We start from the raw sequence: 26,427 nt of genomic DNA, 5'->3' as shown, positions 1-26,427 counted from the left end.
CGTGCGCCCGCGGTCAGTTCCGTCCGCGGGCGGCGGCGATGTGCAGCGGTGCGGGAGCGGCGGGGGCCGCCTCCTTCTCGTGGAGGCGGGTGACCTCCGCCCACCAGGACGGGCCGTCCTCGATGTGGCGCAGCAGCACCCCCTCGCGCAGCGCCCAGGGGCAGATGGTCACCGTCCGCAGCCCGGTCAGCTTCATCGCCGTGTGCGCCACGACCGCGCCGGCCAGGCTCTGCTGGGCGCGCGGGGCGGAGATGCCGGGCAGCCGGGCGCGTTCGGCGGCGGGCAGCCCGGCCAGCCGGTCGATCGCCCCCCGCAGGTCGGCGCAGGACAACTCCCGCTCCACGAACGGCCCGTGCCGCCCGGGCGCGGCACCGCACAACCGCCCCAGCTGCTGGAAGGTGCGGGAGGTGGCGACTGCTGTCCGGGGTCCCTCCCAGCGGATCCGCGCCGCCACGTCCCGCAGCTGGTGGCGGACCCTGCGGCGCAGCGCCCGCACCTGCTCCGGGGAGGGCGGGTCCCGGTCCTCGAAGTACTCGTGGGTCAGCCGGCCCGCGCCCAGCGGCAGCGAGGCCACGAAGTCGGGCAGCCGGCCGCGCCCGAAGGCGACCTCCAGCGACCCCCCGCCGATGTCCAGCAGGGCGAGCGGCCCGGAGCGCCAGCCCATCCAGCGGCGCGCCCCGAGGAAGGTGAGCTCGGCCTCGACCTCGCCCGGCAGGGTGCACAGTGCGACGCCCGTCCGGTCCCGGACCGCGCGCAGCACCTCCCGCCGGTTCGGCGCGCTTCGCACCACGGCCGTCGCGAACGCCAGCGGGCCGGGCGCGCCCCACCGCGCGGCGGTGCGGTCCGCCGCCGCCACGGCGTCGACCAGCCGCTCCACGGCCCCGTCCGGCACCGGGGCCCCCGGTGCGACCTGCTCGGACAACCGGATCGGCCACTTGGCCGTGTGCACCGGCAGGGGCACCCCGCCCTGCGCGTCCGCCACGACGAGTCTGACGGTCTTCGAGCCGACATCCACCACGCTGGTTCGCATGGCCCGTGGGTACCCACTTACCGCGCGGGCCAACGGAGGGGGGACGGCGGACGGCGAAGAAGCGTCCCACGTGTGGCCGGACGGTGACGTTCCGTCGACCCTTCCCGGACGGGGGCCGGGCGCCGCGGCGCGTCCCGGCCGTCCCGTCCCCGGCGCCCCGTCACGCCATCTGCCGCCGCACCAGCTCGTGCAGCCGGCCCCGCGGGTCGGCGAGCAGAAGGGCGGGCGGGCCCTGCTGCACCACCTTGCCGTCCTCCATCACCACCACCCGGTCCGCGTCCAGCACCGTCGACAGCCGGTGCGCGATGACGATCCGGGTCGCCCGCAGCGCCCTGGTGCTCTCCATCACCGTGCGCTGCGTCTCGTTGTCCAGGGCGCTGGTCGCCTCGTCGAAGAAGAGGATCCGCGGCCGGCGGATCAGCGCCTGGGCGATCATCAGCCGCTGCCGCTGGCCCCCGGAGACCGCGCCGCCGCCCGAGACGATGGTGTGCAGCCCCATCGGCATGCGCCTGATGTCCTCGGCGAGCCCCGCCATCTCGGCCGCCGCCATCGCCTCCTCGGGCGTGTACGGCTCGGTGCCGCGGATGACGTCCAGGACGGAGCCGGTGAACGGCTGGGCGTGCTGGAGCACCACCCCGCACTGGCGGCGCACCGCCGACCGGTCCAGGGCGGCCAGGTCCTGGCCGTCGTACAGCACGCTGCCGGACAGCGGCCTGTCGAAGCCGATGAGCAGCCGCAGCAGGGTGGACTTGCCGCAGCCGCTCGGGCCGACGACCGCCACGAACTCGCCCGGCCGCACCTCGAAGGACACGTCGTCGAGGACCAGGGGGCCGTCGTCGGAGTAGCGGAAGGACAGCCGCCGCGCCTCGATCGCCCCGGACAGCGGCCCCGGCCGGGTGCTCGCCGCGCGCACCTCGGGCGTGGCGTCCAGCACCGGCCTGATCTGCTCGAACAGCGGCAGCGCGGCCACCGCCGAGACCAACGCGCCGGTCAGCTGGGTGACCGAGGTCAGCACCATCGTCACCGACGTGTTGAAGGTGAGGAACTCGGCCGCCGTCATCGAACCGCGCGCCGGCCCCGCGAGCAGCATGAACATCGCCAGCGTGCACAGCGGCAGGTAGACCGAGCCCAGCACCGCCGTCAGGTTCTTGACGCGCCCGGCCTTCTGCTGGAGCTCCCGGCTGCGCGCGAACTGCGCGGCCCAGGCGGCGTACGCGTAGTTCTCCGCCGCCGCCACCCGCAGCTTCGGCAGGCCGCGCAGGGTCTGGAAGGCCTGGTTGTTCAGCTTGTTGGTGAGCACCACCAGGCGCCGCTGCCAGCGCACCTGCCACAGCCCGAGCCCGAGGAACACCCCCGCGACGACGGTGAGCATCCCGATCGCGGCCAGCGCCATCGGCACGCTGAACCACAGCAGCACCCCCAGGTTCACCGCGCCCACGGTGACCGACTGGGCCACCGTGGGGCCGACCCCGGCCAGCAGCCGGCGGATCGCGCTGACGCCCATGGCGGCGCTCGCCAGCTCACCGGTCGACCGCTCGGCGAAGAACGTCGTCGGCAGCCTCAGCAGCCGGTCCCACACCGCCGGCTGGAGCGTCGCCTCCACCCGGCCCTCCAGCCGCAGCAGGGTGAGGTTCTGCAGCAGCAGGAAGGCGGCGGCCACGACACCGCTCAGGATCACCGCGAGACACATCTGCACGATCAGGTCGGTCCGCGCCTTCGGCACGAACTCGCCGAGCACCTTGCCGGTCGCGACGGGGACCAGGGCCCCGATCGCCACGGTCACCAGACCGCTGAGCAGCAGTCCGCCCAGGTCACCGCCGGTGCCCGCCAGGCAGAACCGCAGCAGCCGCAGCGGGCTGGGGCGCCGCTCGGGCAGCGGGCGGTAGAACATCACCGCGCGCGGCTCGAACTGCTCGGCGTTGGCCTTCTCGACCGGTGTCTCCCGGCCGGTCGCGGGGTGCACCGCCACGTAGCCGCCGCGCCGCCACAGCAGCGCCACCGGGGCGCCGGACAGGGCCCGGTGACCGACCAGCGGCCCGACGTCCTCCCGCCACCAGCGGCCGTCCAGCCGCACCTCCCGGGTACGGACCCGGGAGGCCAGGGCGATCCGCTCGACCGGATCGAGGCGGTCGCCGCCGGTGCCCGGCTGCGCGGGCTCGGCGAGCGTGATCCCGGCCGCGCGCGCCACCAGCCTGCAGGCCGCGTACGTGGCGTCCGCGTCGGCCGCCGTCGTGTGCCGCCCCGGCCGCTTGCCGATGGCGGCGAGCAGCGTCCGGTCGGCCCGGTCCCGCACCGCCTCACCGGCCTTGATGCCCTCGGCGGTCCGCGCCTCGTGCGCGTCCTCCACCTGCTCGATCCACCGGTCCAGCGCCGTCATCAGCCGGTACTGCTGGTCGACCATGCTCTGCCACAGCGCCGGATCCACCAGCAGGTCGGCCGCCGCCTCCGCGCCGTACAGCGAGCCGTACCGCACGCTGCCCGGCGGGACCTGCATCCAGAACACGTCGTCGTCGCCGGGCGCGGTGGCCCGCTCCGCGGCCACCGGGGCCTGGAACAGCACCGCCAGGCCGCGGCCCGCGCCGAGCGCGAGCGCGTACTCCAGCGGGCTCGTCGCGGGCGGCACGCACCGCGGGGTACCGTACTCGTCGTACGACCAGGTCTGGGTGCCCGCCGGCCCGTACAGCTCACGCAACCCGATGCGGCGCACCACGCAGTCCCGCAGCGGCCGCGCCACCAGCGTGTGCGCCGGACCGGCCACCGGCCCCAGCACCAGCGAGCCCGCCTCCAGCCGGCCCAGGTGGTGCCAGTGCCCCCGCTGCCCGGCGTCCACCGCGAACAGGTCCACGGCGCCGGACGCGACCAGCCACAGCACCTGCGGTCCCTCCAGGTCCAGCCGGCCGGACCCGGAGCAGTCGACCGGTGTGCCCAGCGACCCGAGCGCGCCCAGGACGAGGTCGCCGCCCCGGTCCTCGTGCACGGCTGTCATCTCATCGCTCCCCGACCAGCGCCGCGTACGTGCCGCCGCGCGCCACCAGCTCCTCGTGCCGTCCGCGTTCCACGACCGTGCCGTGGTCCAGGACGACGATCTCGTCGCTGTCGCGCACCGTGCTCAGCCGGTGCGCGATCACCACGCAGGCGCAGCCGCGCCGGCGCAGGTTGTCCATCACCACCTGCTCGGTCTCGGCGTCCAGCGCGCTGGTGACCTCGTCCAGCACCAGGATGCTCGGCCGCCGCACCAGCGCCCGCGCGATCTCCAGGCGCTGGCGCTGACCGCCGGAGAAGTTCCGGCCGTCCTGCTCGACCGGGCTGTGGATGCCGCCCGGCCGGCGCGCGACCACGTCGTACAGCGCCGCGTCCTTCAGCGCCTCCACCACGGCCTCGTCCGGTATCGAGGGGTCCCACAGCGCCACGTTGTCGCGCACGGTGCCCTCGAACAGGAACACGTCCTGGTCGACGAAGGAGACGGACGCGGCCAGCGCCCCGCGCGGGATGTCCTCGACGCGCCGCCCGTCGATGCGGATCACGCCCTCCCACGGCGTGTACAGCCCCGAGATCAGCCGCGACACCGTGGACTTGCCGCTGCCGGAGCCGCCCACCAGCGCCACCTGCTGCCCGGGACCCACGGTCAGGTCGAACCCGGTCAGCAGCGGCTCGTCCAGCGGGTTGTAGCCGAAGGCGAGGTTCTGCAGCTCCACGTGGCCGTGCAGCCGGCGGGTCGACCCGCCGGCGCCGGGACGGCCGTAGAGCGGATCGGTCCGGAAGTCCTCCACGTCCTTCAGCCGCGCCACGTCCGCCGCGAAGTCCTGGATGCGGCCCGCGACGCCGTTCAGCCGGGTGAGGGGGGCGGTGAACCGGGCGACCAGCGCCTGGAAGGCGACCAGCAGACCGACCGAGACGTGCCCCTCGACCGCCCGCATCCCGCCGATCCACAGGATCAGCGCGCTGTTGAGGGTGGCGAGCGTCGGCGCGACGACGCCCAGCCAGGCGCTCGGCACCCCGAGCCGCTGCTGCTCCTCCAGCGTGGTGGCGTGCTGCCCGGCCCACTTGCGGAAGTAGCCGTCCTCACCGCCGGTCGCCTTCATCGTCTCGATCAGCTGCAGACCGGTGTACGCGGTGTGGGTGAGCCGCGCGGTGTCCGCGCGCAGCTTCGCCGTGCGGGTGGCGCGCAGCCGGACGACGATCCGCATCGCCACGATGTTCAGCAGGGCCACACCGATGCCGACGAAGGTCAGCTGCGGGTCGTACGTGTACAGCAGCACCGCGTACAGCACGACCACCACCGCGTCCACGCCCGCCGCCGACAGGTCGCGGGCCAGCGTCTCGGCCACGGCGTCGTTGGACTGCAGCCGCTGCACCAGGTCGGCCGGGCTGCGCTGGGCGAAGAACGTCACCGGCAGCCGCAGCAGATGGCGCAGGAAGCGGGCGCTGGACAGCGTGGAGGAGATGATCCGGCCGTGCAGCAGGTTGGCCTGCTGCAGCCAGGTCAGGACCAGGGTGAGCAGGACGCACGCGCCCATCGCGGTGAACAGCACGCCCAGGGCCGAGGTCCGGCCGCCGATCAGGAAGTCGTCGATGAAGGCGCGGCTCAGCCCGGGCACCGCCGCGCCGACCGCCACCAGCAGCAGGCTCGACAGCACCACGGCGGGCAGGGCGCCGGCCGTGCCGCGCAGGCGGGCCGGCATCGCGCCGAGGACACCGGGCCTGCGGCCGCCCCGGGTGAAGCCCTCGCCGGGCTCCATCACCAGGACGACACCGGTGAAGCTGCCGTCGAACTCCTCCAGGGGGACGAACCGGCGGCCCTTGGCGGGGTCGTTGACGAACACCCCGCGGCGGCCGAAGCGGCGGCCCATGCCGTCGTAGACGACGTAGTGGTTGAACTCCCAGAAGAGGACGGCCGGCGCCTTCACCTCGGCGAGCGCGGCCAGGTCCATCTGCATGCCCTTGGCGGTCAGGCCGTAACCGCGCGCCGCCTTCAGCAGGTTGCTGGCGCGCGAGCCGTCGCGGGAGACACCGCAGGCGATGCGCAGCTCCTCCAGCGGGACGTGGCGGCCGTGGTGGCCGAGCACCATCGCCAGGGAGGCGGCACCGCACTCGACGGCCTCCATCTGGAGCACGGTGGGCGTGCGGACGCTCCTCGCGCGGCCCCCGGGCGCCGTGCGCCGGGGCGGGGCGGCGCGGCGCCGGCCCCGGGTCTCCCGGACGGTGGTCACGGCAGCAGCCAGTCGACGGGACGCCGGTCGGCCAGCCGGACGGAGCCTGTGGCCAGGGTCATCGAGGTCAGCCGGAACGGCGGGCCGTCCGCCGTGGACCACGCGTAACCGCTCCTGGTGGCGGAGGACTTCTCCAGTGCGACCGTGACGGCCACCGGCCTGCCCTTCTTCGTGAACTGCTCGCCCAGCTGGCCGTCGCCGAGGAACGCGGCGATCTGCCGGGGGGACTGGGCCGAGCGGTCGACCGACTTCACCTCGCCGCGCAGCACGCCGTACTCCTGGCTCGGCACCGACTGGACGGTGAGGTCCACGGGGGCGCGCGCGGGGATGCCGGCGGCGCTCTCGGCGGGGACGTACACCGTCGCGTACAGCGGGTCCTTCGCGCCGGCGACCTTCTCCACGGCGGCGACGTCCGCGCCGGTGCGGACGATCTGCCCGACGTCGGCGGCGAGGGAGGTGATCCGGCCCGCGTCGAGGGTGCGGACGACCGTGTCGCCCTGCCCGGTGCGGACCTTCAGCACGGGGGAGCCGGCGGGGAGCCGTTCGCCCTGTTCCGCGAGGACCTCGGTGACCTGGCCGGAGACCGGGCTCTGCAGGACGTAACTGCCCTGCCCGTGGGTGAGGACGGCGGGCGCGCCGATCGTGGACGGCACCGATCCGGTCACCGCCCACACCGAGGCCGCCGCCATGGCGACCACCGTCACGGACAGCACCAGCCAGCCCTGGGGCCGGGCGAAGCGCACCGGGAGGTCGAGCTCCTCCGGCGACTGGAGCCTGACGAGGGCCTGTTGGCGGAACTGCACGGGTCTTCCCCCACCTGCGGCGGACTCTGCGACGTACTGCGGGGCGGGCCGGCGCGCCGACCGGTGGGCCGGCCGGGGGAGCGACGGCACCGCCGGGTCCCGGAGCCGGGGAGCGGCTCCGGGACCCGGTGACACCGGGGCGCGGTCAGAGACCGGCGACCAGGTTCGTGACCGGGGCGGTGTTCAGGCCGGTGACGCCCTCGACGGTGCCGACGGCCGTGTCGACCAGGCCGGAGACCGGGGCGATGCCGTCCACCGCGCTCGTGAGGGTGTTCACGGCGTTCACGGACAGGCCGCCGGAAACGCCGTCGAGGTCGGCGTCGGAGATCTCGGCGGTCTCGACCTGGGGGGTGGAGTTCATGATGGAACTTCCCTTCTTATGGGGTGCTTCACAAGGGGGGAGCGGCCCCCTCTGGGGACAGACGAAGGCCGCGACCGCGGGCGCCGGGCGCCCGTCGCCGGGAGCCCGGAACGGCCTTGCGGTGCGATGGATCAAAGCACGCGGCGGGCGCGGGCTTCCAATCAACCAACCGCCTCACCAGGCGACTTGCGCCCTCCTGAGGGGCAGGCGTGCAGAGGGCGGCACGGCTCGGTGGCGACTTCTTCACATGCGTCACCGCATCGGCTCGTCCGGCCCCTTGCACCCCTCGGGGCGGAATCCGGCACACCGGACCCGGGGGCGCGGCCGCCCCCTCGGCGTGTGAAGGGACCCGGACCGCGGTGACCGGCCTGGGCATTCGGTGTGCAGATTCGCTGAAGCGGGGATTCCGCTCCCGGTCCGCCACGCTCCGCCCAAGCGGTTTCACGCAACGTGCCGGTTCGGGATGCGCGGGGCGCGCTCGTGCGGCTCTGGCTCAACGCCCTTACCCGAGAACCGAGTTCGGGGGACGGCGGCGGGGCCGGTGATGTCCCGCCGTCACCGGGGCTTCCCGCGGCGGGATTGAACGCCCGGCGCGGCCCGTGCGTACCAACAGCCGTCCGGGCGCCCCCACAGCCGCCGAACGGCGGCACGACTCCGGTCCCTCAGGAGGTCGAGAAGTTTGAGTCACAAGCGAATCCCGAAGCGCAGGGCCGCGATCGCGGCGGGCGGCGCGGTGGCACTCGGAGCCGCCGCGATCCTGCTCCCCCACGCCAACGCGTCGCAGGAGGGCGCGTCGGACGGCGCCGCGGCCGCGCCGAAGACCCTGAAGGCGACCGACGCCTCGGACCTCGCCCCGCAGCTCGCCCGGCTCCTCGGCGACGCGTTCGCCGGCTCCTACTACGACGGCGACGAGCAGCGGCTCGTCGTCAACGTCGTGGCGGGCGACGGCAACGCGGTCGCGCGGGCCGAGAAGGCGGGCGCGGTCGTCCGCGAGGTCGACAACAGCATGAGCGAGCTGGAGACCGGGGCGCAGACGCTGCAGGAGCAGGCGTCCATCCCCGGCACCTCGTGGGCGGTCGACCCGCGCACCAACAAGATCCTGGTCACCGCCGACCGCACGGTGACCGGCGACAAGTGGGACAGACTGGAGTCCACCGTGCGGCGCCTCGGCGCCGGCATGGCGACCATCGAGAAGTCCGCGGGCACCTTCAAGACGTTCGCCTCCGGCGGTGACGCCATCTTCGCCGGCGGCTCGCGCTGCTCCCTCGGCTTCAACGTCACCGCGGGTGACGGCTCCCCGGCTTTCCTGACCGCCGGTCACTGCGCCCTCGCGGGCGACCGGTGGTCGGACAGCCAGGGCGGACAGCCGATCGCCACCGTCGACCAGGCCCTCTTCCCCGGCCAGGGCGACTTCGCGCTCCTCACCTACGACGACCCGGCGACCCGGGCGCCGAGCGAGGTCGACCTCGGCGAGCAGACCGTGCGGATCAGCCGGGCCGCGGAGGCCACCGTCGGCCAGGAGGTGTTCCGGATGGGCAGCACCACCGGCCTCGCCGACGGCCGGGTGCTCGGTCTGAACGCCACCGTGAACTACCCGGAGGGCACGGTCACCGGTCTCATCCAGACCGATGTCTGCGCCGAGCCCGGCGACAGCGGCGGCTCGATGTTCACCCGGGACGGCCTCGCCGTCGGCCTGACCTCGGGCGGCAGCGGCGACTGCACCTCGGGCGGCGTGACGTTCTTCCAGCCGGTCACCACGGCCCTGGCGGCGGTCGGCGCGACCCTCGACGCGGACGACGGCGGCCAGGCGGGAGACGAGGGAGCCGGCGCTCAGGAGGCCGCCGGTCAGGAGGCCGCCGGTCAGGGGACCGCCGGTCAGGAGGCCGGTACGGGCGGCCAGGCCGGCCGTGAGGGGACCGGCGGGGAAGCCGGCCGGGGGGCCGCGGACGGCACCGGCTGGACACCGGCCCACTGACGGCACCTCGAACGGTACGGCGCCCCGGGGCCCGGCCCCGCCACCCGGCGGGGCCGGGCCGGCACCCCCCGGCCGCCCCGTCCCGCGCCGCCGTCTCCGTCCCGGACCCGCGGGCGGTGCCGGTCCCGGTGGTGGCCGGGGCCGGCTTCAGCGTGCTGCCGCGCCGCCCGTGCGCCGGGGAACCGGCCCGCGGCGCCCCGGCCCTCCTCGACGAGCCGCAGGACGCCCCGGTCAACACCAGCTTCCTGGTGCGGCGGCCCGGCACCTCGGACAACCCCCACGTCGCGCTCGTCCGCGACCGGCTGCGCGGGCTGGTCACCGACCGCGACCTGGTGGTGCGGTCGGTCTCCCGGGGGGACGACCCGGAGGAGACCACCGTGGCCGGGGCCTGCAGCGAGGACCTGGTGACCGTGGCCCCCGACGACGACCTGGACCGCGCGGCGCGGCTGATGCGCGAGCACGCGGTGCGCCGCGTCCCGGTCGTCGACGGCGGGCACCCCGTCGGCATCGTCGCGCTGGGCGACCTGGCGATGGAGCGCGACCCGGAGTCCGCGCTCGGCGACATCAGCGTGGCCCGGCCCAGCACCTGACCCGGCCGCCCCGCCCGCGACCCGGTGGCCCCCTTGCCCGGCAAGGGGGCCGGAGCCGGGTGAAAGGCGGTCCACCCGGTGACCGGGTGTTTGCCCGGTGGGGTGCGGGGGACCCGGGGGGCCGGACGCAGAAGGAAGATGATGTGCCGTGATCCCGGAGACCAGTGACGAATCCCGCCTCCGCCGACCGGAGACCGGCTGGGCGAGGGCCCGGCGGCTGCGGGAGGACCAGCCCCTGCGCACCTGCCTGCCCGCCGTGGACCGCGGTGCCGCCGGCGTCCCGGACAAGGGCACGGAGGGGAACATCGTGAGGGGCGAGGACTAGGGTCCTCCTGACGGATCCCCGTGGCGCCGCGGCGCCCGGCACGCACGCTCGCCGCACCGCGCGAAAGCCCGAGTACACCGAGTACACCCAGTACAAGGGCTTCCGCGCGGCACGCCGGGAGCCACGCACCGGACGCCGCTCCTTCCCACGGAAGAACCGTTCAGACGGACCCCGGTGATCCGAGTCGGGGAGCGGTCGCCGTCCGGACGCCCGCCGGCCTCCTCCCGGGACCCGGTCGTGCGCGAGCGGGGCGGGTGGTGTCCGTCCGCCGGAGCACGACTAGGGTGAGCGGGTGGAGGCTCTCGTCGCGTCCGGCCGGTACCGGAATCCGGCCGGGACCGGTCGCCCGCTCCACGGCGGCACCACCGGCCCCCTCGATGCGACCTCGGCCCTCCGTGTCCCCATTGTCCACCGACTCGCCTCCGCGGACCGCGGCAAGGCGCGGATCCCTTCATGAACCTCCTCGTCACCGGTGCCGCCGGCTTCATCGGCTCCCGCTACGTCCGCGCGCTGCTCGCCTCCGAGGCGCCCGACGCGCCGAGGATCACCGTGCTGGACGCGCTCACCTACGCCGGCACCCTCGACAACCTGGAACTCGGCCACCCGCGGCTGGAATTCGTGCACGGCGACATCCGCGACGCCGACCTGGTCGACAAACTGGCGGCCGAGGCGGACCAGGTGGTGCACTTCGCCGCCGAGTCCCACGTCGACCGCTCCCTGCGCGCCGCGTCCGACTTCGTCCTCACCAACGTGGTCGGCACCCAGGTCCTGCTCGACGCCGCCCTGCGCCACGGGGTCGGCACCTTCGTGCACGTCTCCACCGACGAGGTCTACGGATCGATCGCGTCGGGCTCGGCCACCGAGGAGCACCCGCTCCGGCCCAGCTCGCCGTACTCCGCCTCCAAGGCCTCCTCCGACCTGCTCGCCCTGGCCTGTCACCGCACCCACGGCCTGGACGTCCGCGTCACCCGGTGCTCCAACAACTACGGCCCGCACCAGTTCCCCGAGAAGATCGTCCCGCTCTTCGTCACCCACCTCCTCGAGGGGAGGAAGGTGCCCCTCTACGGCGAGGGCCTCAACGTCCGCGACTGGCTCCACGTCGACGACCACTGCGCCGGCGTCGAACTCGTCCGCACCAAGGGCCGGCCCGGCGAGGTGTACAACATCGGCGGCGGCACCGAACTCACCAACAGGGAACTCACCGGCCTGCTCCTCGAAGCCTGCGGCGCCGACTGGGACCGGGTGGAGTACGTCGAGGACCGCAAGGGCCACGACCTGCGCTACTCCGTCGACTGGACCAAGGCCCGCGACGAGCTCGGCTACCGCCCGGTCCGCGACTTCGCCGAGGGCCTCGCCGAGACCGTCGCCTGGTACCGGGACCACCGCGCCTGGTGGGAGCCGCTCAAGCGGCGCGTCGCCGGGGGAGCGGCCCCCCGGAGCGCCGCGGGGGACGAGAGGGCCGACGCGACGAAGCGGCACTAGGCTGCGGCTCGTGCGACTGCTTCTGACGTCCGACACCCACCTGCCCAGGCGCGCCAGGCGGCTGCCCGAGCCCCTGCTCGGCGAACTCCCGCGCGCGGACGTCGTGTTCCACGCCGGGGACTGGGTGGACACGGCCACGCTCGACCTGCTGGAGAGCCGCAGCCGGCGTCTCGTCGGCGTGTACGGCAACAACGACGGGCCGGAGCTGCGCGCCCGGTTGCCGGAGGTCGCGTACGTGGAACTCGACGGGCTGCGCTTCGGCGTGGTCCACGAGACGGGACCGGCCCGGGGCCGGGAGGCCCGGTGTGCCGCGCGGTTCCCCGGGCTGGACGTGCTGGTGTTCGGACACAGCCACATCCCGTGGGACACCACGGCCGACACGGGACTGCGCCTGCTCAACCCGGGCTCGCCGACGGACCGCCGGCGGCAGCCGCACTGCACCTACATGACCGCGGTGATCACCGACGGCCGGCTAGAGGAGGTGGAACTCCACCGGCTGCCCCCGAGGCGGTGACCGCGCGAGAACAGGCCGGGCCGCTCCGTTGTCGGTGGAAGCGGCCCGGGCGCTGCGAGTGCTTGCGCTGTCACGGACCTCCTTCCCGCGATCGGAAGTGGTACCGGGGCGCTTACCCCTCCTCGACGGGCTCACACCTTTCGTCCCGTTTTCTTCTCGGGCTCGTCGCCTCGCCGCGACGGCCGGCCCGAGAGCGTGGGGGACCCCGCGGCACACCCCCCGCGCACCGCGCGAGGGGCCCGGCCCGTCCGGTTCAGCCGCCGGACGGGCCGGTCCAGCCGGCCTCCACCCGGCCCAGACGGACCCGCTGCGGATGGTCGCCGACGGGCACGGACCCGGTCTTCCTCCCGGTCGCGAAGTCGATCGCCGTCACCCGGTCCGCGCCGCTCTCGGACACCACGCAGGACTTCCCGTCGCCGCTGACCGTCGCCCAGTACGGCTTCGACACGGTGACCAGCGGTCCCTCCCGCAGGGTCGCGCGGTCGACGACGGTCGCGTAGTCGTCCATGGTGCCCGCCACGCAGATCCTGCCGCCGTCCGGTTCCACGGTGATGCCGTGGTGGCGCGAGTCGTTGATCCAGGTGGTGCGGTCGTCGCTGGTGGCCGGGTTCTTCGGCAGGGTCTTGGTGCGGGTGATCCGGTCGGTGGCGACGTCGTACTCGAAGAATCCGTGGAAGAACGACACCTGGAAGTACAGCTTCGACTCGTCCGGGGAGAAGGCGGCCGGACGGACCGCGTCCGAGTGGTCCCCCAGGCCGACGGCGTCGAGCCGGTCGCGCATGTCGATCACCTTGACCTGCCGGAAGGTGGTCGCGTCGACGACGGTGATGCGGCGGTCGCCCTTCGTCCAGTCCAGCCAGGGCGCGTCGAGTGCGGTGTTCACCTCGCCGATGGACATGTTCCAGATGCGCGTGCCGTCCTTGCTGAAGACGTTCTCGTGCGGCTTGTCGCCGGTGGCGAAGGAACCGAGCTGCCTGCCCGTCACGATGTCCAGCACGTGCACGGTGTTGGAGGTGGAGGCCGAGACGGCGACGCGCGTGCCGTCGGGGGAGACGGCCATGTGGTCGGAGCGGTGACCGGAGACGGGGAAGCGCCAGTTGATCCGGCCGGTGGCGAGGTCGAGGGAGACCACGTCGGCGAAGCTGGGCCGGGAGACGACCACGGACCTGCCGTCGGGCGTGGAGTACATGTCGTCCACGAACTGGTCGTGGCCCTCGCCGACGCTGTTGCGGATGGCCATGAAGTAGATCCAGCGGATCGGGTCGGCGTTGATCTCGGCCATCCGCTCGGCCTTGTCCGGGACGACGTCGATCCGGCCGATCCGCGCGAAGTCGCCGGTGGACTCGAGGACGTCGGCGGTTCCGTCCCAGTTGTTGCCCACGAACAGCACCTCGCGCAGGGCGGCCGGGGCGGGGCCGGCCGCGGTGGCGGTGGCGGGGGCGGCGACGGTGAGGGCGAGGGCGGCGGCGAGGGCGCACAGGTGTCTGATTCCGCGGACCGGCATGACGGCTCTCTCCTCTGCGAGGGGGGTGGACGCAGTGAACGGGACATGCCACAGCAGGGGGACGAGGTTTCCGGACGCACCCGGCTGAAGGGGGGTTACCAACGGTAAGCAAGGGGCCCCTCGGCCACAAGGACGAGGACGCGACAAACTCCGGCACCGGCACCGGCACCGGCGGCCGGCGCCGGTCGGCCGCCGGTGCGGACGCGGGCGGGTGGCAGCACGCGGTACGGGGGGGGGGGGGGGGGGGGGGGGGCCCCCCCACCAACCCCCCCCCCCCCCCCCCCCGCTGCTCCGTCCCTTCGCTCCTACTCGTCCCAGGCCTGGATCATCGTCTGCTCGGTGATCCTGCCGTCGCGCAGCGAGAGCATCGACTCCGAGAGCACCCGCACCCCGTCCGCGTACACGCAGCTCTCGCTGTAGGCGGCGTGATCGCCCTGTACGACGCACTGCTCCAGCTTGTGCGTCATGTCGCGGCGGTAGACGTCGTCGAGCAGGGCGGCGATCTCCTCCCTGCCGTGCAGGACCTTGGGGTGGCTGGGCTGGGCGGTGCGGTCCACGATGCGCAGTTCCGCGTCGTCCGCGTACAGCGACAGCAGGGACTCCGGCGTGTCGGCCTCGATGCCCCGGCGCAGCGTGTCGGTGTCGAAGGCGGGGTGTGCCGCGGTTGTCATGATGACCTCCTCCGAAAAGCCCGCGGCCCGGTCCTCCGGCGGGCCGTGAAGGCCTCACCCACGAGCCTCCTCCGGCCCGGCGGGCACGGCAAGCCCGGCCCGGACGCTCCGCGGGGACCGGGCCGGGCTCACCCGCCGCCCGCGAGGAACTGCGTCGCCGCCAGTTCCGCGTACAGCGGGTCGGCGGCCACCAGCTCCCGGTGCGTGCCGACCGCGCGGACCCGGCCCCCGTCCATCACCACGATCCGGTCGGCCGCCGTCACCGTGGACAGCCGGTGCGCGACGACCAGCACCGTCGTGGTGCGGGCCACGTCGGCGACGGTGTCGCGCAGCGCCGCCTCGTTCACCGCGTCGAGCTGCGAGGTGGCCTCGTCGAGCAGCAGCAGCCGGGGGCGGCGCAGCAGGGCGCGGGCGATGGCGACGCGCTGGCGCTCGCCGCCGGACAGCCTGGTGCCGCGGTGCCCGACCAGGGTGTCGAGCCCGTCCGGCAGCCGGGACACCAGCCCGTCCAGCCGGGCCGTCTTCAGCACCCGCGCCAGCGTCCCCTCGTCCGCCTCGGGGTTGCCCAGCAGCAGGTTGTCCCGCAGGGAGCCCGACAGCACCGGCGCGTCCTGCTCCACGTAGCCGATCGAGGCCCGCAGGTGCGACAGCTCCCAGTCGGCCAGATCGCGGCCGTCGAGCCTGATCACGCCGGAGTCGGGGTCGTAGAACCGCTCGATGAGGGAGAACACGGTGGTCTTCCCCGCGCCGGACGGGCCGACGAACGCGGTCATCCCCCGGGCCGGCACGGTGAACGTCACCCCGTGGTGCACGTACGGCAGGTCCTCGGCGTACCGGAAGCGGACGTCCTCGAAGGCGAGCGCGGCGGGCGCGGCGCCGGGGGAGGGCAGCGGAGCGGGCCCGGCGGCCGGTTCGGCGGGCAGCCGCAGCGCCTCCCGGATCCGGGCGAGGGCGGCGCTGCCCGTCTGGTACTGCGTGATCGCGCCGACGACGCCCTGGATCGGCGCCATGAGGTAGAAGACGAACAGCAGGAACGCCACCAGCGTCCCGATGTCGATGGCGCCCGTCGCCACCCGCGCGCCGCCCACCGCGAGGACCGTGATGAACGCGACCTGCAGGGCCAGCCCCGCCGTGTTGCCCGCCGCGGCCGACCACTTGGCGGCGCGCACGCTCTGCCGCCACGACTCGTGCGCGGCCTCGTGCAGCGTGCGCTCCTCCCGGGACTCGGCGCCGGACGCCTTCACCGTGCGCAGCGCGCCGAGCACCCGCTCCAGCGAGGCCCCCATCGCGCCGACCGCGTCCTGCGCCCGCCGGCTGGCCCGGTTGATGCGCGGCACGATCACGCCGAGCACCGTGGCCGTGCCCGCGACCACGGCCAGCGTGACCCCCAGCAGCACCGGGTCCACGAACCCCATCAGCACCACGGTCGCGACCAGCGTGAGCCCGCCCGTGCCGAGCCCGACCAGCGAGTCCGTGGTGACCTCGCGCAACAGGGTGGTGTCGGAGGTGATGCGGGCCATCAGGTCGCCCGGCTCACTGCGGTCCACGGCGGTGATCCGCAGCCGCAGCAGGTACGACGACAGCGCGCGCCGCGTCCCGAGCACCACCGACTCGGCGGTGCGCCGCAGCACGTACGCGCCGATCGCGCCCAGGACGGCGTTGGCGACGACGAGCGCCGACATCAGCAGCAGCGCGCCGGTGACGGCCCGGCCCCTTGCCAGGTCGTCGATCAGCTCCCGGGCGACGAGCGGCAGCATCAGCCCCGTCGCGCCGGTCAGCAGCGACAGCGCCGCGCCGCCCAGCAGGGCCCACCGGTGCGGCCGGACGTACTCCAGGAGGAGCCGCCAGGCGGGCGGGCCGGCCTCCGTGTCGGTGATGCTCACGGGATCCCTTCGGGTCGGACGGAGCCCTCAGACTATGTCGGCGCGCCCGGCCCGGGCCCGCCGTTTTCCGGCCCCCGCGGACTCGCGCGGAGGGCGTTCCGCCAGGCCGGGGGGCCCTTGCCGATCAGCCCGACGTATGGTCGGAGGTGACGAACAGCGGCCGACGAAGGAGTCAGCACCATGGCGCAGGAAGTGCGCGGCGTGATTGCACCGGGCAAGGACGAACCGGTGCGCATCGAGACGATCGTCGTACCCGACCCCGGGCCGGGCGAGGCGGTCGTCCGCATCCAGGCCTGCGGGGTGTGCCACACCGACCTGCACTACAAGCAGGGCGGCATCAACGACGACTTCCCGTTCCTGCTCGGCCACGAGGCGGCGGGCGTGGTGGAGTCGGTGGGCGACGGCGTCACCGACGTCGAACCGGGTGACTTCGTGATCCTCAACTGGCGCGCGGTGTGCGGCAAGTGCCGCGCCTGTCTGCGCGGGCGCCCCTGGTACTGCTTCGACACCCACAACGCGAAGCAGAAGATGACCCTCACCGACGGCACCGAGCTCTCCCCGGCCCTGGGCATCGGCGCCTTCGCCGAGAAGACGCTGGTCGCCGCCGGGCAGTGCACCAAGGTCGACCCGGCCGCCGCCCCGGAGGTCGCCGGGCTGCTCGGCTGCGGGGTGATGGCCGGCATCGGCGCCGCGATCAACACCGGGAACGTCGGCCGGGGCGACTCGGTCGCGGTCATCGGCTGCGGCGGCGTCGGGGACGCGGCCGTCGCCGGGTCCCGCCTCGCCGGAGCGTCGAAGATCATCGCCGTCGACATCGACGACCGCAAGCTGGAGACCGCGCGCTCCATGGGCGCCACCCACACCGTCAACTCCCGCGAGACCGACCCCGTCGAGGCGATCCGCGAGCTCACCGGCGGCTTCGGCGCCGACGTCGTCATCGAGGCCGTCGGCCGCCCCGAGACCTACCGGCAGGCGTTCTACGCCCGCGACCTGGCCGGCACGGTCGTCCTGGTCGGCGTGCCCACCCCCGAGATGAAGCTCGAACTGCCGCTGCTGGACGTCTTCGGCCGCGGCGGCTCCCTGAAGTCCTCCTGGTACGGCGACTGCCTGCCCTCCCGGGACTTCCCGATGCTGATCGACCTCCACCTCCAGGGACGCCTGGACCTGGCGGCGTTCGTCACCGAGACCATCCAGCTCGACGAGGTGGAGAAGGCGTTCGAGCGGATGCACCGCGGCGACGTCCTGCGCTCGGTGGTGGTGCTCTGATGACCGTCCGCATCGAACGACTCGTCACCTCCGGCCAGTTCACCCTCGACGGCGGGACCTGGGACGTCGACAACAACGTGTGGATCGTCGGCGACGACCGCGAGGTGGTCGTGATCGACGCCGCCCACGACGCCGACGCCATCGCCGAGGCCGTCGGCGACCGCCGGCTGAAGGCCATCGTGTGCACCCACGCGCACAACGACCACATCGACGCCGCGCCCGCCCTCGCCGAGCGCACCGGCGCCACCATCTGGCTGCACCACGACGACCTGCCGCTGTGGAAGCAGACCCACCCGGACCGCGACCCCGACTCCTGGCTGGTCGACGGCCAGGTGATCGAGGCGGCCGGCGCCGACCTCACGGTGCTGCACACCCCGGGGCACGCGCCGGGGGCGGTGTGCCTGTACGACCAGGGGCTGGCCACCGTGTTCACCGGCGACACCCTCTTCCAGGGCGGACCCGGCGCCACCGGCCGCTCGTACTCCCACTTCCCGACGATCATCGACTCGATCCGGGACCGGCTGCTGACCCTCCCGCCCGAGACGAAGGTCCTCACCGGCCACGGCGAGGGCACCACCATCGGCGCGGAGGCCCCGCACCTGGAGGAGTGGATCGCGCGCGGCCACTGAGCGGAGGCCGTCCGGGCCCCCGGACGGCCGGCGCGGAGAACCGGTTCGGAAAGACGACAGGAGGTGTCCGGCTTACCCGTCACCCTCGAAGGGACGACAGAACGCTGGTGACGGGAGGCCGGACATGCCGGAGCAGTTGAAGGACCGGGTCGCGCTGGTGGCCGGGGCGACCCGGGGAGCCGGGCGCGGCATCGCCGTGGAGCTGGGGGCGGCGGGCGCGACCGTGTACGTCACGGGCCGCACCACCCGCGCCCGCCGCTCCGAGTACGACCGCCCCGAGACCATCGAGGACACCGCCGACCTGGTCACCGAGGCCGGCGGCACGGGGATCGCGGTGCCGACCGACCACCTGGAGCCGGAGCAGGTGAAGGCGCTGGTCGACCGCATCGCGGACGAGCAGGGCCGCCTCGACGTCCTGGTGAACGACGTCTGGGGCGGCGAGACGCTCTTCGAGTGGGACGTCCCCGTCTGGGAGCACGACCTCGACAAGGGCCTGCGGCTGCTGCGCCTCGCGGTCGAGACCCACGCGATCACCAGCCACCACGCCCTGCCGCTGCTGCTGCGCCACCCGGGCGGACTGGTCGTCGAGGTCACCGACGGCACCGCCGACTACAACCGCGACACCTACCGCAACTCCTTCTTCTACGACCTGGCCAAGTCCTCCGTCCTGCGCATGGGCTTCTCCCTCGGCCACGAACTCGGGCCCCGCGGCGCCACGGCCGTCGCCCTCACCCCGGGCTGGCTGCGCTCGGAGATCATGCTCGACCACTTCGGGGTGCGCGAGGACAACTGGCGCGACGCCCTCGACCGCGTCCCCCACTTCGCCATCTCGGAGACCCCGCGGTACGTCGGCCGGGCCGTCGCCGCGCTCGCCGCCGACCCGGACGTGGCCCGGTTCAACGGCAGGTCGCTCTCCAGCGGCGGCCTCGCCCGGGAGTACGGCTTCACCGATCTCGACGGCAGCCGCCCGGACGCCTGGCGCTACCTCGTCGAGGTGCAGGACGCGGGCAGGCCGGCGGACGTCACCGGTTACCGCTGATCCCGTCCGCCCCTCGCCGCGGTGACGGCCGCGGCGTCACCCTCCCCCGTGACGGCGGTCACCGGCTCACCCCCGTGACGGCGGCCACCGGGCGTTTCCGGGGGCGGAGTTTCCGATCACCGGGACCGCGCGCGTCGTCGACGGCGGTGTCCCGGCGGCCGACCCGGGGTCCGAGCGGGCGGTGCGGACGGCGGACGCCCGGCAGGGCGTCCGGCCCGGCCGGATACCGCCGTTCGGCCGCAAGGAGCACAACCGTTTTCCCGATTCGTCCGTCTACCTGGCAGAGTACGCAGCTCGTTCCCTCACCAACTCCCGCGGGAAAGGCGGACCGGACCATGGGCGACACGCGCAGACGGGGTGCCGTCGTTCTCGGGGTCACCTCGCTGGTGGCCCCGCTCACACTCGCGCTCGGCGCCGCACCGGCGCAGGCCGCGAGCTGCACCACCAAGGCGGGCCCGCACCAGAAGCAGGTGGAGAAGTTCCTCGGCCGCCCGGTCGACGGCAAGCAGTCCTCCGCCGACTGCAAGGCCGTCCGCGCCTTCCAGACCAAGCACGGCATCACCCCGAACATCGGGTACGCCGGCCCCGTCACCTGGGGGGTGATGAACCTGATGAACAAGCAGAAGGCCGTGGGGAAGAACCCCGACAGGTCGGGCAAGTGCCCGGTGAACAAGGGGCGCATCGCCTGCGTGGACCTCACGCTGCAGCTCAGCTGGATCCAGGACGGCAAGAAGCTCGTGTACGGGCCGGTGCCGGTCCGCACCGGCCGCGACGGCCACGAGACCCGCACCGGCCTGAAGAAGATCTACTGGCGCAACATCGACCACGTCTCGACCCTCTACGACGTGCCGATGCCCTACAGCCAGTTCTTCGACGGCGGCCAGGCCTTCCACTCGGCCGGCGTCAGCATGTGGAACCCGCCCGGCTCGCACGGCTGCGTCAACATGACGAAGGCCGACGCCAGGAAGTACTGGTCGCTGCTGAAGAAGGGCGACGACGTGTACGTGTACGGCCGCAAGCCCGGCACCTGATCCGCCCGGCGGTCCGGGATGTGAACTCCCCCACGTTCCTTGGCAGATGGACGTGAGCAGAGCCACTGTCCGGAATGTCCGATAAGCGTGCGATTACTCACGGCACCTTCACTTCGGGCGCCGTATGCTTCACAGCATGTCCACCACTGTTGAGCCTTCCTCCGAGCGATCGGCTGCCGAGGTCAACGAGGAGATCCGGGCCCTGTGGCTCCGGTCGGGCGGGACACTGAGCGTCGAGCAGCGCGAGGAGTACCAGCGCCTCGTCCAGGAGTGGGCCTCGGCCCTCCCGCAGCGGACGAAGGCGGCCTGAGCACCGCCCGGACCGCCCTCCCCGTGCCCCGCCGTCGCGGCGGTCCGGCCCACCGCCGGGTGAGCGGCACCGTCGCGACGGTTCAGCCCCAGGTCGCCGAGTAGCGGCGCCGGTACGCCTTGCGCTCCTGCTCCGCGCGGATCCAGCGCGACGCCACCAGGGCGACCAGGCTGCCCCCGATCACCAGCAGGCCGGGACCGGCGTTCTGCGGATCGGCGAGCCGGGACAGCAGCGTCGACGCGCTCGCGACGCCCGCCGCCGGCGCCGACGAGCCCGGTGAGGCGCTGCCCGGAGCCGCCGCGCCCCCGGGCGCCGGGGAGGCCGTTGCCGTGCCGTCGCCGGCCTGCGGGGACACGATGAGCCGCACCCTCAGCTGCTCCAGCGCCTTCGTCACCGGCTGGAAGTACGTCGTGCCGCCCGTCGTGCAGTCCCCGCTGCCGCCCGAGGTCACGCCCAGCGCGATGCCCTCGGAGAACATCGGGCCGCCGCTGTCGCCGGGCTCGGCGCACACGGTGGTCTCGATGAGACCGCTGACCGTGCCCTCGGGGTAGTTCACCGTCGCGTCGAGCGCGGTCACCTCCCCGTCCCGCAGGCCGCTGGTGCTGCCGCTGCGGAACACCCGCTGGCCGACCGCGGGATCCGCCACCCCGGTGATCCGCACGCCCTTGCCGCCGCCGACCGCCACCACGTCGGCGCCCTCGCCCGCCCGGCCGTCGTCGTACTCGATCAGGGAGTAGTCGTCACCGGGGAAGCTGCCGCCGACCGTCGTGCCGATCTGCTCCCCCTCCCGGTCGCCGGCGAACCACACGGAGCCGTCGGGCCCGCAGTGCCCGGCCGTGAGGATGAAGTCGCGCCTGCCGTCGGTCACGTTGAAGCCCGCCGAGCAGCGGCCGGCCGTCGACAGCAGGGGCCGCGCCCCGTTGAGGCGGGTGGTGAAGGCGCCCTCGGTGCGCTCCATGCGGACGAAGCCGCCGATGCCCTCCGCCACCCGGGTCAGCTCGGACCAGTCGTCGGCGGAGACCGTGCGGTCGCCCCGGACCACCACCTCGTTGGACCGGTAGTCCAGCACCCAGGCCGTCCCCGGCACGCGCGGCGCCGAACGCAGCGTCCTCGTGGCCGACTCGAGCTCGCGCATGCTGTGCCGCACCCTCTTCGGCTCGGCGCCCGCCCGCCGCACCTCGCCCGCCGCCTCCTCGTCGGTGACCGCGACGACCGTCCGCCCCTCGGCGTCGAGCCAGCTGCCCGCGGTACGGGAGGCGCCGAGCCGGGACACCAGGTCGGCGCCGGGGCCGGCCGACTCCTCGGCCGCCGTGTACGGCACCGCCCGCACCGCCGCGCCGGGTGGCGCGGGCTCGCTCGCGACGGCGCGTGTGACCATCGTGGCCCCCAGGAGGAGTCCGCCGACGGCCGCCAGCCGTGTCACTCGCCGGACGGCCCGTCGTCGTGCGTGCCTCATGCAATGGCTCCAGAACCTCAACGGCGCGGCGCGAACACCGCGGGGCCTCCCCTTGAGTCGAGTGCCCCACCCCCATACGCGCCGGGGAGCCGCAGCGTTCAGCGGCGGTGCGATCCGGTGCCGGGCGACGGGGTCAGCCGGCCGCGTCCGCCGCCGGGCCGGTGCCGAGCGCGGCCCGGCTGCGGGCGTCGCCCCACACGGACGCCGGGTCCACGTAGGCGCGCAGCAGCGCGGTGAGCACCGGGTCGCCCCGGCCGTTCAGCTCGTCGGAGGCGACCTTCCGGGCGATCCCGGCGAGGAAGTCCGCCAGTTGCACCCGCGGATCCGCCCGTGCGGCGACCAGCCGTATCCCCTCCAGGGCGATCCCGTCCCGCCGGGCCGTCCGCTCGATCCACGCGATGCGCTCCGGCGTCAGGTCGTTCTGCCGGTCGTGCACCAGCCGCACGGGCCGCCCGCCCGCGCTCCAGTACGCGGCCGTGGAGATGACCGCCGGAAGCAGCGGATTGAGCACCGGGATCCGCACGGCCGACCCGTCGAGCAGCCCCGCCCGGTAGGCCTCGGCCCTCTCCCGCCGGGCCGCGAGCCGCTCCAGGATCCGCGCCGCGGGCACGGTGGCGTGCGCCTGGCGCAGGGCGTCGACCGTGCCGAAGAAGAGCGGGACGGACGTGCCCGGCGCCCCGCCGTTGCGCATGCGCAGCAACTGGTTGGCCGCCAGGAGGAAGTCCCGCCACCCGTCCGCGCCGAGGTCCCGGCGCCCCGCCCGGAACAGGGCGGCCGCCTCGGCCGGGTCGTCGAGCAGCAGGGCGACGACCCGGTCCACCACGAAGAACGACTTCTCCGTCAGGTGCACCCGGGCCCGTCCGTGGAGCGGCCCGCCGACGGCCAGCAGCCACTCCAGCACCGCGCGGTGCTTCTCCCGCAGCAGGTGGGTCGCCTTGTACTCCTCGGCCGGCGAGCGGATGCGGTCCCGGATCTCCCGCACGGCGGCGGCCCCGGCGGCCACGGACAGGTGCACGCCGGCGTGGGCGAACACGTCGGTGTTCCCGCCGGTGAGGTTCTCGCCGTCCGACCCCGACTCGTCGCAGGCGATCTCCAGCGGCGGGCCGGCGCCGGCCGCCCGCGTCCCGTCGTCGTGATTCCCGCTCACCCCGCGGCCCCCTATCGTGTGCCCATGACCAGGATCCCGCACGAGACGTCCGGTGAACCGAATCCGCTGACCGCCCTCACCCTCGACGGCCTGCGACGCCGCACCAGCATGAAGTGGCGCACCCACCCCGAGGACGTGCTGCCCCTGTGGGTGGCCGAGATGGACGTGCCGCTCGCCGAGCCGGTCGTGCGCACCGTCACCGAGGCGCTCGAAGCGGGCGACACCGGTTACCCCGCGGGCACCGCCTACGCCGAGGCGCTGTCCTCCTTCGCCCGGGAGCGGTGGGGCTGGAGCGGGCTCGCCGTGGAGCGCACCGCGGTCGTGCCCGACGTGATGCTGGGTGTGGTGGAGATGCTCAAACTGGTCACCGGGTACGGGGACCCGGTGGTGGTGAACCCGCCGGTCTACCCGCCCTTCTACGACTTCGTGAGGCACCTGGACCGCAAGGTGGTCGAGGCGCCGCTCGGCGCGGACGCGCGCATCGACCTCGGCACCCTGGAGGACGCCTTCCGGCAGGCGGCGGCGGGCGGCCGGCGGGCCGCCTACCTGCTGTGCAGCCCGCACAACCCCACGGGGACCGTGCACAGCGCCGGGGAACTGTCCGCCGTCGCGGCCCTCGCCGAGCGGTACGGCGTCCGCGTCGTCGCCGACGAGATCCACGCGCCGCTGGTCGTCGGCGGGGCGGACTTCGTGCCCTACCTGAGCGTGCCGGGCGGCGAGCGCGGCCTGTCCCTGATGTCGGCCTCGAAGGCGTGGAACCTGGCCGGCCTCAAGGCGGCGCTCGCCGTCGCCGGGCCCGCGGCCGCCGACGACCTCGCCCGGATGCCCGAGGAGGTCGGCCACGGCCCCAGCCACCTCGGCGTCCTCGCCCACACCGCCGCCCTGCGCGACGGCACCGCCTGGCTGGACGCCCTGCTCACCGGCCTGGACGCCAACCGCCGGCTGCTCACCGCCCTCCTCGCCGAGCACCTGCCGGCGGTCCGCTACCGCCCGGGCGACGCCACCTACCTCGCCTGGCTCGACTGCCGCGCCCTGGGCCTCGGCGACGACCCGGCCCGGGTCTTCCTCGAGCACGGCCGGGTGGCCCTCAACTCCGGCCTCCCCTTCGGCACGGGCGGCGCCGGCCACGCCCGGCTGAACCTCGCCACCTCACCCGAGGTGATCGAGGAGGCGGTGCGCAGGATGACGGCGGCCGTGGAGCGGGCGGAGAGCCCCTAGGGTCCGTCTGACGGGTCTTCCGTGGCGTCGCGGCGCCCGGCACGCACGCTCGCCGCACCGCGCGAAAGCCCGAGTGCACCCCGTGCAAGGGCTTCCGCGCGGCACGCCGGGAGCACGCACCGGACGCCGCTCCTTCCCCACGGGAGATCCCTCGGAAGGACCCTGGTCGTGCCGCGCCGGCGCCGCGTGTGCGCGGACGGCGGGAGGCCGGGGCGGATCCGGCCGGCTCGGGCCGCGTCCGGCGGCCGGCCCGCGAACGACCGGTGTCACGCCGTGAAGGTGCGCAGGAGGAGCAGGACGTTGAGGACACTGATCACGGTGCTCACGACGACGGCGGCCACCGTGGTGACGCGGCGGTTGACCAGGTCCCCCATGATCCGCCTGCGGGCCGTGAAGACCAGCAGGGGAACGAGCGCGAAGGGGACGCCGAAGGACAGCACGACCTGACTGAGGACGAGGGCCTGGGTCGGGTCGACCCCCAGGGAGAGGACGACCAGGGGCGGTGCCATGGTCACCAGGCGGCGCACCGTCAGCGGGATGCGGCGTCCGAGGAAGCCGCGCAGGATGACCTGGCCCGCGAAGGTGCCGACGCCCGAGGAGGCCAGTCCGGACGCGAGCAGGGCGAGCGCGAAGGCGCACGCGGCGCCGGGGCCCAGGACGTTGCCGAGACCGGTGTGGAAGGCCTCGAGCGTCTCCTGCGTGCCGGTTCCGTGCAGGGTCGCGGCGGCGATGGTGAGCATGCTGGCGTTCACCAGTCCCGCGATGCCGAGCGCGATGAACAGCGCGGAGCGGTGGGCGCGCAGCCGGTGGCGTTTGTGGTCCCAGGAGGACCGGGCGGGACTGCGGGCCAGCGAGGAGTGGAGGTAGATGACGTGCGGCATGACGGTGGCGCCGATCATGCCGGTGGCCAGCAGGATGCTCTGGGTGTCGGCGAAGCGGGGCCGCATCCCGGCCAGGGCGCCGCTCCACGCACCGGCGGCGGCCGCCTGGTAGACGAAGCCGGCGAGGACGACCAGGAGCAGGGCGGCGGTCACGATCTCGAAGCGGCGCCGTCCTTCGGGGGCGAGGGTCAGCAGCAGCAGCGAGGCGGCCGCGACGATGAAGGCGGCGGGCAGCAGGGGGATGCCGAACAGGATGTGCAGGGCGACGGCGCCGCCGACGAACTCGGCCAGGTCCGTCGCCATCGCGACCAGTTCCGCCTGCAGCCACAGCGTCCGGTTCAGCGAACGGGGCGTGTGCGTCCGGCACAGCTGGGGGAGGTCCCTGCCCGTGGCGACGCCCGCCTTGCAGGCGAGGTACTGGACGAACACGGCCATGAGGTTCGCGGCGGCGATCACCCACAGCAGCATGGGCCCGTAGCGGGTGCCGGCCGTCATGTTGGTGGCGAAGTTGCCGGGGTCCACGTAGGCGACCGACACGACGAACGCCGGGCCGAGCGTCGCCAGGACCGGTCGCAGCCGGGAGCCGGCCGGGGCTCCCGTCGCGGGCCGGTCCCCGGCGCCGGACTCCGCCGGGGGCCTGGGGCCTTTCGTTCGGATCGGGCCGGGCTCGCGGGGTCCGGTGCCGCACCCCGTCGCGTGGTCGTCGGTCGGCAGGACTCCGCCCTGCCGCCCTCCTCCGTCGTGCGGTGCACGGCACCGGACCTCGCCCCCCGATCCGGCCCGATCCACACGAAAGGCCCTGGTCGTGACGGACGGCGTGGGGACCGGCGGGGCGAGCGGGGTGTCCGGCACCCGTCGGGTGGAGGCCGGGTCAAGCATGCCGCCTCCCCGGCAGGGGACCGCCGCGCGGCGGTCCCGGGCGGCGTGCGGCCCTCGCCGACAGCGGCCCCGCGAGGGCGGCGGCCAGGAGGACCGCGGCCAGGACCCGGTGCCCCGGGCCGCCGTACACGAGTCCGACGACGGCGGACAGCGCGTACAGGCCGCTCAGCACGAGGCGGACCACCGGGCGGCGCGGCGGTGCGGGGACGGCGCAGTGGTGCAT

Annotated in this window: 23 protein-coding genes; 11 read left to right on the top strand and 12 right to left on the bottom strand. The window is 74.3% G+C overall.

Annotation, left to right across the window (positions count from 1 at the left end):
• Positions 1-13 precede the first annotated feature (13 nt).
• From ACZ56B_RS01715 to ACZ56B_RS01695, 5 genes are all read right to left on the bottom strand, one after another.
• Positions 14-1,030: a Ppx/GppA family phosphatase gene (locus tag ACZ56B_RS01715; protein WP_468785125.1), complete on the bottom strand. Its 1,017-nt coding sequence runs from the start codon at positions 1,028-1,030 to the stop codon at positions 14-16.
• A gap of 160 nt (positions 1,031-1,190) precedes the next feature.
• On the bottom strand, positions 1,191-4,016 hold the full coding sequence (locus ACZ56B_RS01710; protein WP_468785123.1) for an NHLP bacteriocin export ABC transporter permease/ATPase subunit: 2,826 nt from the start codon (positions 4,014-4,016) through the stop codon (positions 1,191-1,193).
• Between the two features lies 1 nt (position 4,017).
• On the bottom strand, positions 4,018-6,240 hold the full coding sequence (locus ACZ56B_RS01705; RefSeq protein WP_468785121.1) for an NHLP family bacteriocin export ABC transporter peptidase/permease/ATPase subunit: 2,223 nt from the start codon (positions 6,238-6,240) through the stop codon (positions 4,018-4,020).
• Complete coding sequence (locus tag ACZ56B_RS01700) at positions 6,237-7,043, bottom strand: hypothetical protein (RefSeq protein ID WP_468785119.1); 807 nt, start codon at positions 7,041-7,043, stop codon at positions 6,237-6,239. Before ACZ56B_RS01700 ends, ACZ56B_RS01705 begins: the two co-directional genes overlap by 4 nt.
• 145 nt (positions 7,044-7,188) lie before the next feature.
• Positions 7,189-7,404 carry a type A2 lantipeptide gene (locus tag ACZ56B_RS01695; protein ID WP_468785117.1) on the bottom strand — a complete coding sequence of 72 codons (216 nt, stop codon included), beginning with the start codon at positions 7,402-7,404 and terminating at the stop codon, positions 7,189-7,191.
• 679 nt (positions 7,405-8,083) lie between these two features.
• Between ACZ56B_RS01695 and ACZ56B_RS01690 the strand changes: the two genes are divergently transcribed.
• The 5 genes from ACZ56B_RS01690 to ACZ56B_RS01670 all read left to right on the top strand — a co-directional run bounded on the left by ACZ56B_RS01690 (position 8,084) and on the right by ACZ56B_RS01670 (position 12,290).
• Positions 8,084-9,379: a S1 family peptidase gene (locus tag ACZ56B_RS01690; protein WP_468785115.1), complete on the top strand. Its 1,296-nt coding sequence runs from the start codon at positions 8,084-8,086 to the stop codon at positions 9,377-9,379.
• A gap of 245 nt (positions 9,380-9,624) precedes the next feature.
• Complete coding sequence (locus tag ACZ56B_RS01685) at positions 9,625-9,969, top strand: CBS domain-containing protein (RefSeq protein ID WP_468785475.1); 345 nt, start codon at positions 9,625-9,627, stop codon at positions 9,967-9,969.
• 148 nt (positions 9,970-10,117) lie between these two features.
• Positions 10,118-10,294 carry a hypothetical protein gene (locus ACZ56B_RS01680; protein WP_468785113.1) on the top strand — a complete coding sequence of 59 codons (177 nt, stop codon included), beginning with the start codon at positions 10,118-10,120 and terminating at the stop codon, positions 10,292-10,294.
• A gap of 453 nt (positions 10,295-10,747) precedes the next feature.
• Entirely contained in the window at positions 10,748-11,776 is a 1,029-nt protein-coding gene (rfbB, locus tag ACZ56B_RS01675) for a dTDP-glucose 4,6-dehydratase (RefSeq protein WP_468785111.1), read from the top strand.
• A gap of 10 nt (positions 11,777-11,786) precedes the next feature.
• Positions 11,787-12,290: a metallophosphoesterase family protein gene (locus ACZ56B_RS01670; protein ID WP_468785109.1), complete on the top strand. Its 504-nt coding sequence runs from the start codon at positions 11,787-11,789 to the stop codon at positions 12,288-12,290.
• A gap of 253 nt (positions 12,291-12,543) precedes the next feature.
• Here ACZ56B_RS01670 and ACZ56B_RS01665 read toward each other — a convergent pair whose 3' ends face one another.
• The 3 genes from ACZ56B_RS01665 to ACZ56B_RS01655 form a co-directional block, all read right to left on the bottom strand.
• Positions 12,544-13,794 carry a YncE family protein gene (locus ACZ56B_RS01665; protein ID WP_468785107.1) on the bottom strand — a complete coding sequence of 417 codons (1,251 nt, stop codon included), beginning with the start codon at positions 13,792-13,794 and terminating at the stop codon, positions 12,544-12,546.
• A 305-nt stretch (positions 13,795-14,099) separates the two neighbouring features.
• Positions 14,100-14,465 carry a nuclear transport factor 2 family protein gene (locus ACZ56B_RS01660; RefSeq protein ID WP_468785105.1) on the bottom strand — a complete coding sequence of 122 codons (366 nt, stop codon included), beginning with the start codon at positions 14,463-14,465 and terminating at the stop codon, positions 14,100-14,102.
• A 128-nt stretch (positions 14,466-14,593) separates the two neighbouring features.
• Positions 14,594-16,348 carry an ABC transporter ATP-binding protein gene (locus ACZ56B_RS01655; protein WP_468785103.1) on the bottom strand — a complete coding sequence of 585 codons (1,755 nt, stop codon included), beginning with the start codon at positions 16,346-16,348 and terminating at the stop codon, positions 14,594-14,596.
• A 180-nt stretch (positions 16,349-16,528) separates the two neighbouring features.
• Between ACZ56B_RS01655 and ACZ56B_RS01650 the strand changes: the two genes are divergently transcribed.
• The 5 genes from ACZ56B_RS01650 to ACZ56B_RS01630 all read left to right on the top strand — a co-directional run bounded on the left by ACZ56B_RS01650 (position 16,529) and on the right by ACZ56B_RS01630 (position 20,623).
• Positions 16,529-17,614 (top strand): S-(hydroxymethyl)mycothiol dehydrogenase, encoded by a 1,086-nt coding sequence (locus ACZ56B_RS01650; protein WP_468785101.1) that lies wholly within the window; start codon positions 16,529-16,531, stop codon positions 17,612-17,614.
• The gene (locus ACZ56B_RS01645; protein ID WP_468785099.1) at positions 17,614-18,243 is read left to right on the top strand and encodes an MBL fold metallo-hydrolase; all 630 of its coding nucleotides are present in this window, start codon (positions 17,614-17,616) and stop codon (positions 18,241-18,243) included. Before ACZ56B_RS01650 ends, ACZ56B_RS01645 begins: the two co-directional genes overlap by 1 nt.
• Positions 18,244-18,367: 124 nt before the next feature.
• Positions 18,368-19,282, top strand: a complete 915-nt coding sequence (locus ACZ56B_RS01640; RefSeq protein ID WP_468785097.1) for an SDR family oxidoreductase — start codon at positions 18,368-18,370, stop codon at positions 19,280-19,282.
• A gap of 335 nt (positions 19,283-19,617) precedes the next feature.
• Positions 19,618-20,313, top strand: a complete 696-nt coding sequence (locus ACZ56B_RS01635) for a L,D-transpeptidase family protein (protein WP_468785095.1) — start codon at positions 19,618-19,620, stop codon at positions 20,311-20,313.
• Positions 20,314-20,437: 124 nt separating this feature from the next.
• Entirely contained in the window at positions 20,438-20,623 is a 186-nt protein-coding gene (locus ACZ56B_RS01630; protein WP_468785093.1) for a hypothetical protein, read from the top strand.
• 82 nt (positions 20,624-20,705) lie between these two features.
• Here ACZ56B_RS01630 and ACZ56B_RS01625 read toward each other — a convergent pair whose 3' ends face one another.
• The gene (locus ACZ56B_RS01625; protein ID WP_468785091.1) at positions 20,706-22,079 is read right to left on the bottom strand and encodes a S1 family peptidase; all 1,374 of its coding nucleotides are present in this window, start codon (positions 22,077-22,079) and stop codon (positions 20,706-20,708) included.
• A gap of 133 nt (positions 22,080-22,212) precedes the next feature.
• On the bottom strand, positions 22,213-23,226 hold the full coding sequence (locus tag ACZ56B_RS01620; RefSeq protein WP_468785089.1) for a hypothetical protein: 1,014 nt from the start codon (positions 23,224-23,226) through the stop codon (positions 22,213-22,215).
• A gap of 24 nt (positions 23,227-23,250) precedes the next feature.
• On the opposite strand from ACZ56B_RS01620, the gene ACZ56B_RS01615 reads away from it, so the two are divergent.
• The gene (locus tag ACZ56B_RS01615; RefSeq protein ID WP_468785087.1) at positions 23,251-24,444 is read left to right on the top strand and encodes a MalY/PatB family protein; all 1,194 of its coding nucleotides are present in this window, start codon (positions 23,251-23,253) and stop codon (positions 24,442-24,444) included.
• A 266-nt stretch (positions 24,445-24,710) separates the two neighbouring features.
• Here ACZ56B_RS01615 and ACZ56B_RS01610 read toward each other — a convergent pair whose 3' ends face one another.
• On the bottom strand, positions 24,711-25,901 hold the full coding sequence (locus ACZ56B_RS01610) for an Nramp family divalent metal transporter (protein ID WP_468785473.1): 1,191 nt from the start codon (positions 25,899-25,901) through the stop codon (positions 24,711-24,713).
• 295 nt (positions 25,902-26,196) lie between these two features.
• Positions 26,197-26,427 (bottom strand): hypothetical protein, encoded by a 231-nt coding sequence (locus tag ACZ56B_RS01605; RefSeq protein WP_468785085.1) that lies wholly within the window; start codon positions 26,425-26,427, stop codon positions 26,197-26,199.

It is taken from the genome of Streptomyces sp. NPDC034670 (assembly GCF_055574875.1).
The sequence above is the reverse complement of the archived record's forward strand: the minus strand, read 5'-3'. Positions and strand labels throughout refer to the sequence as shown.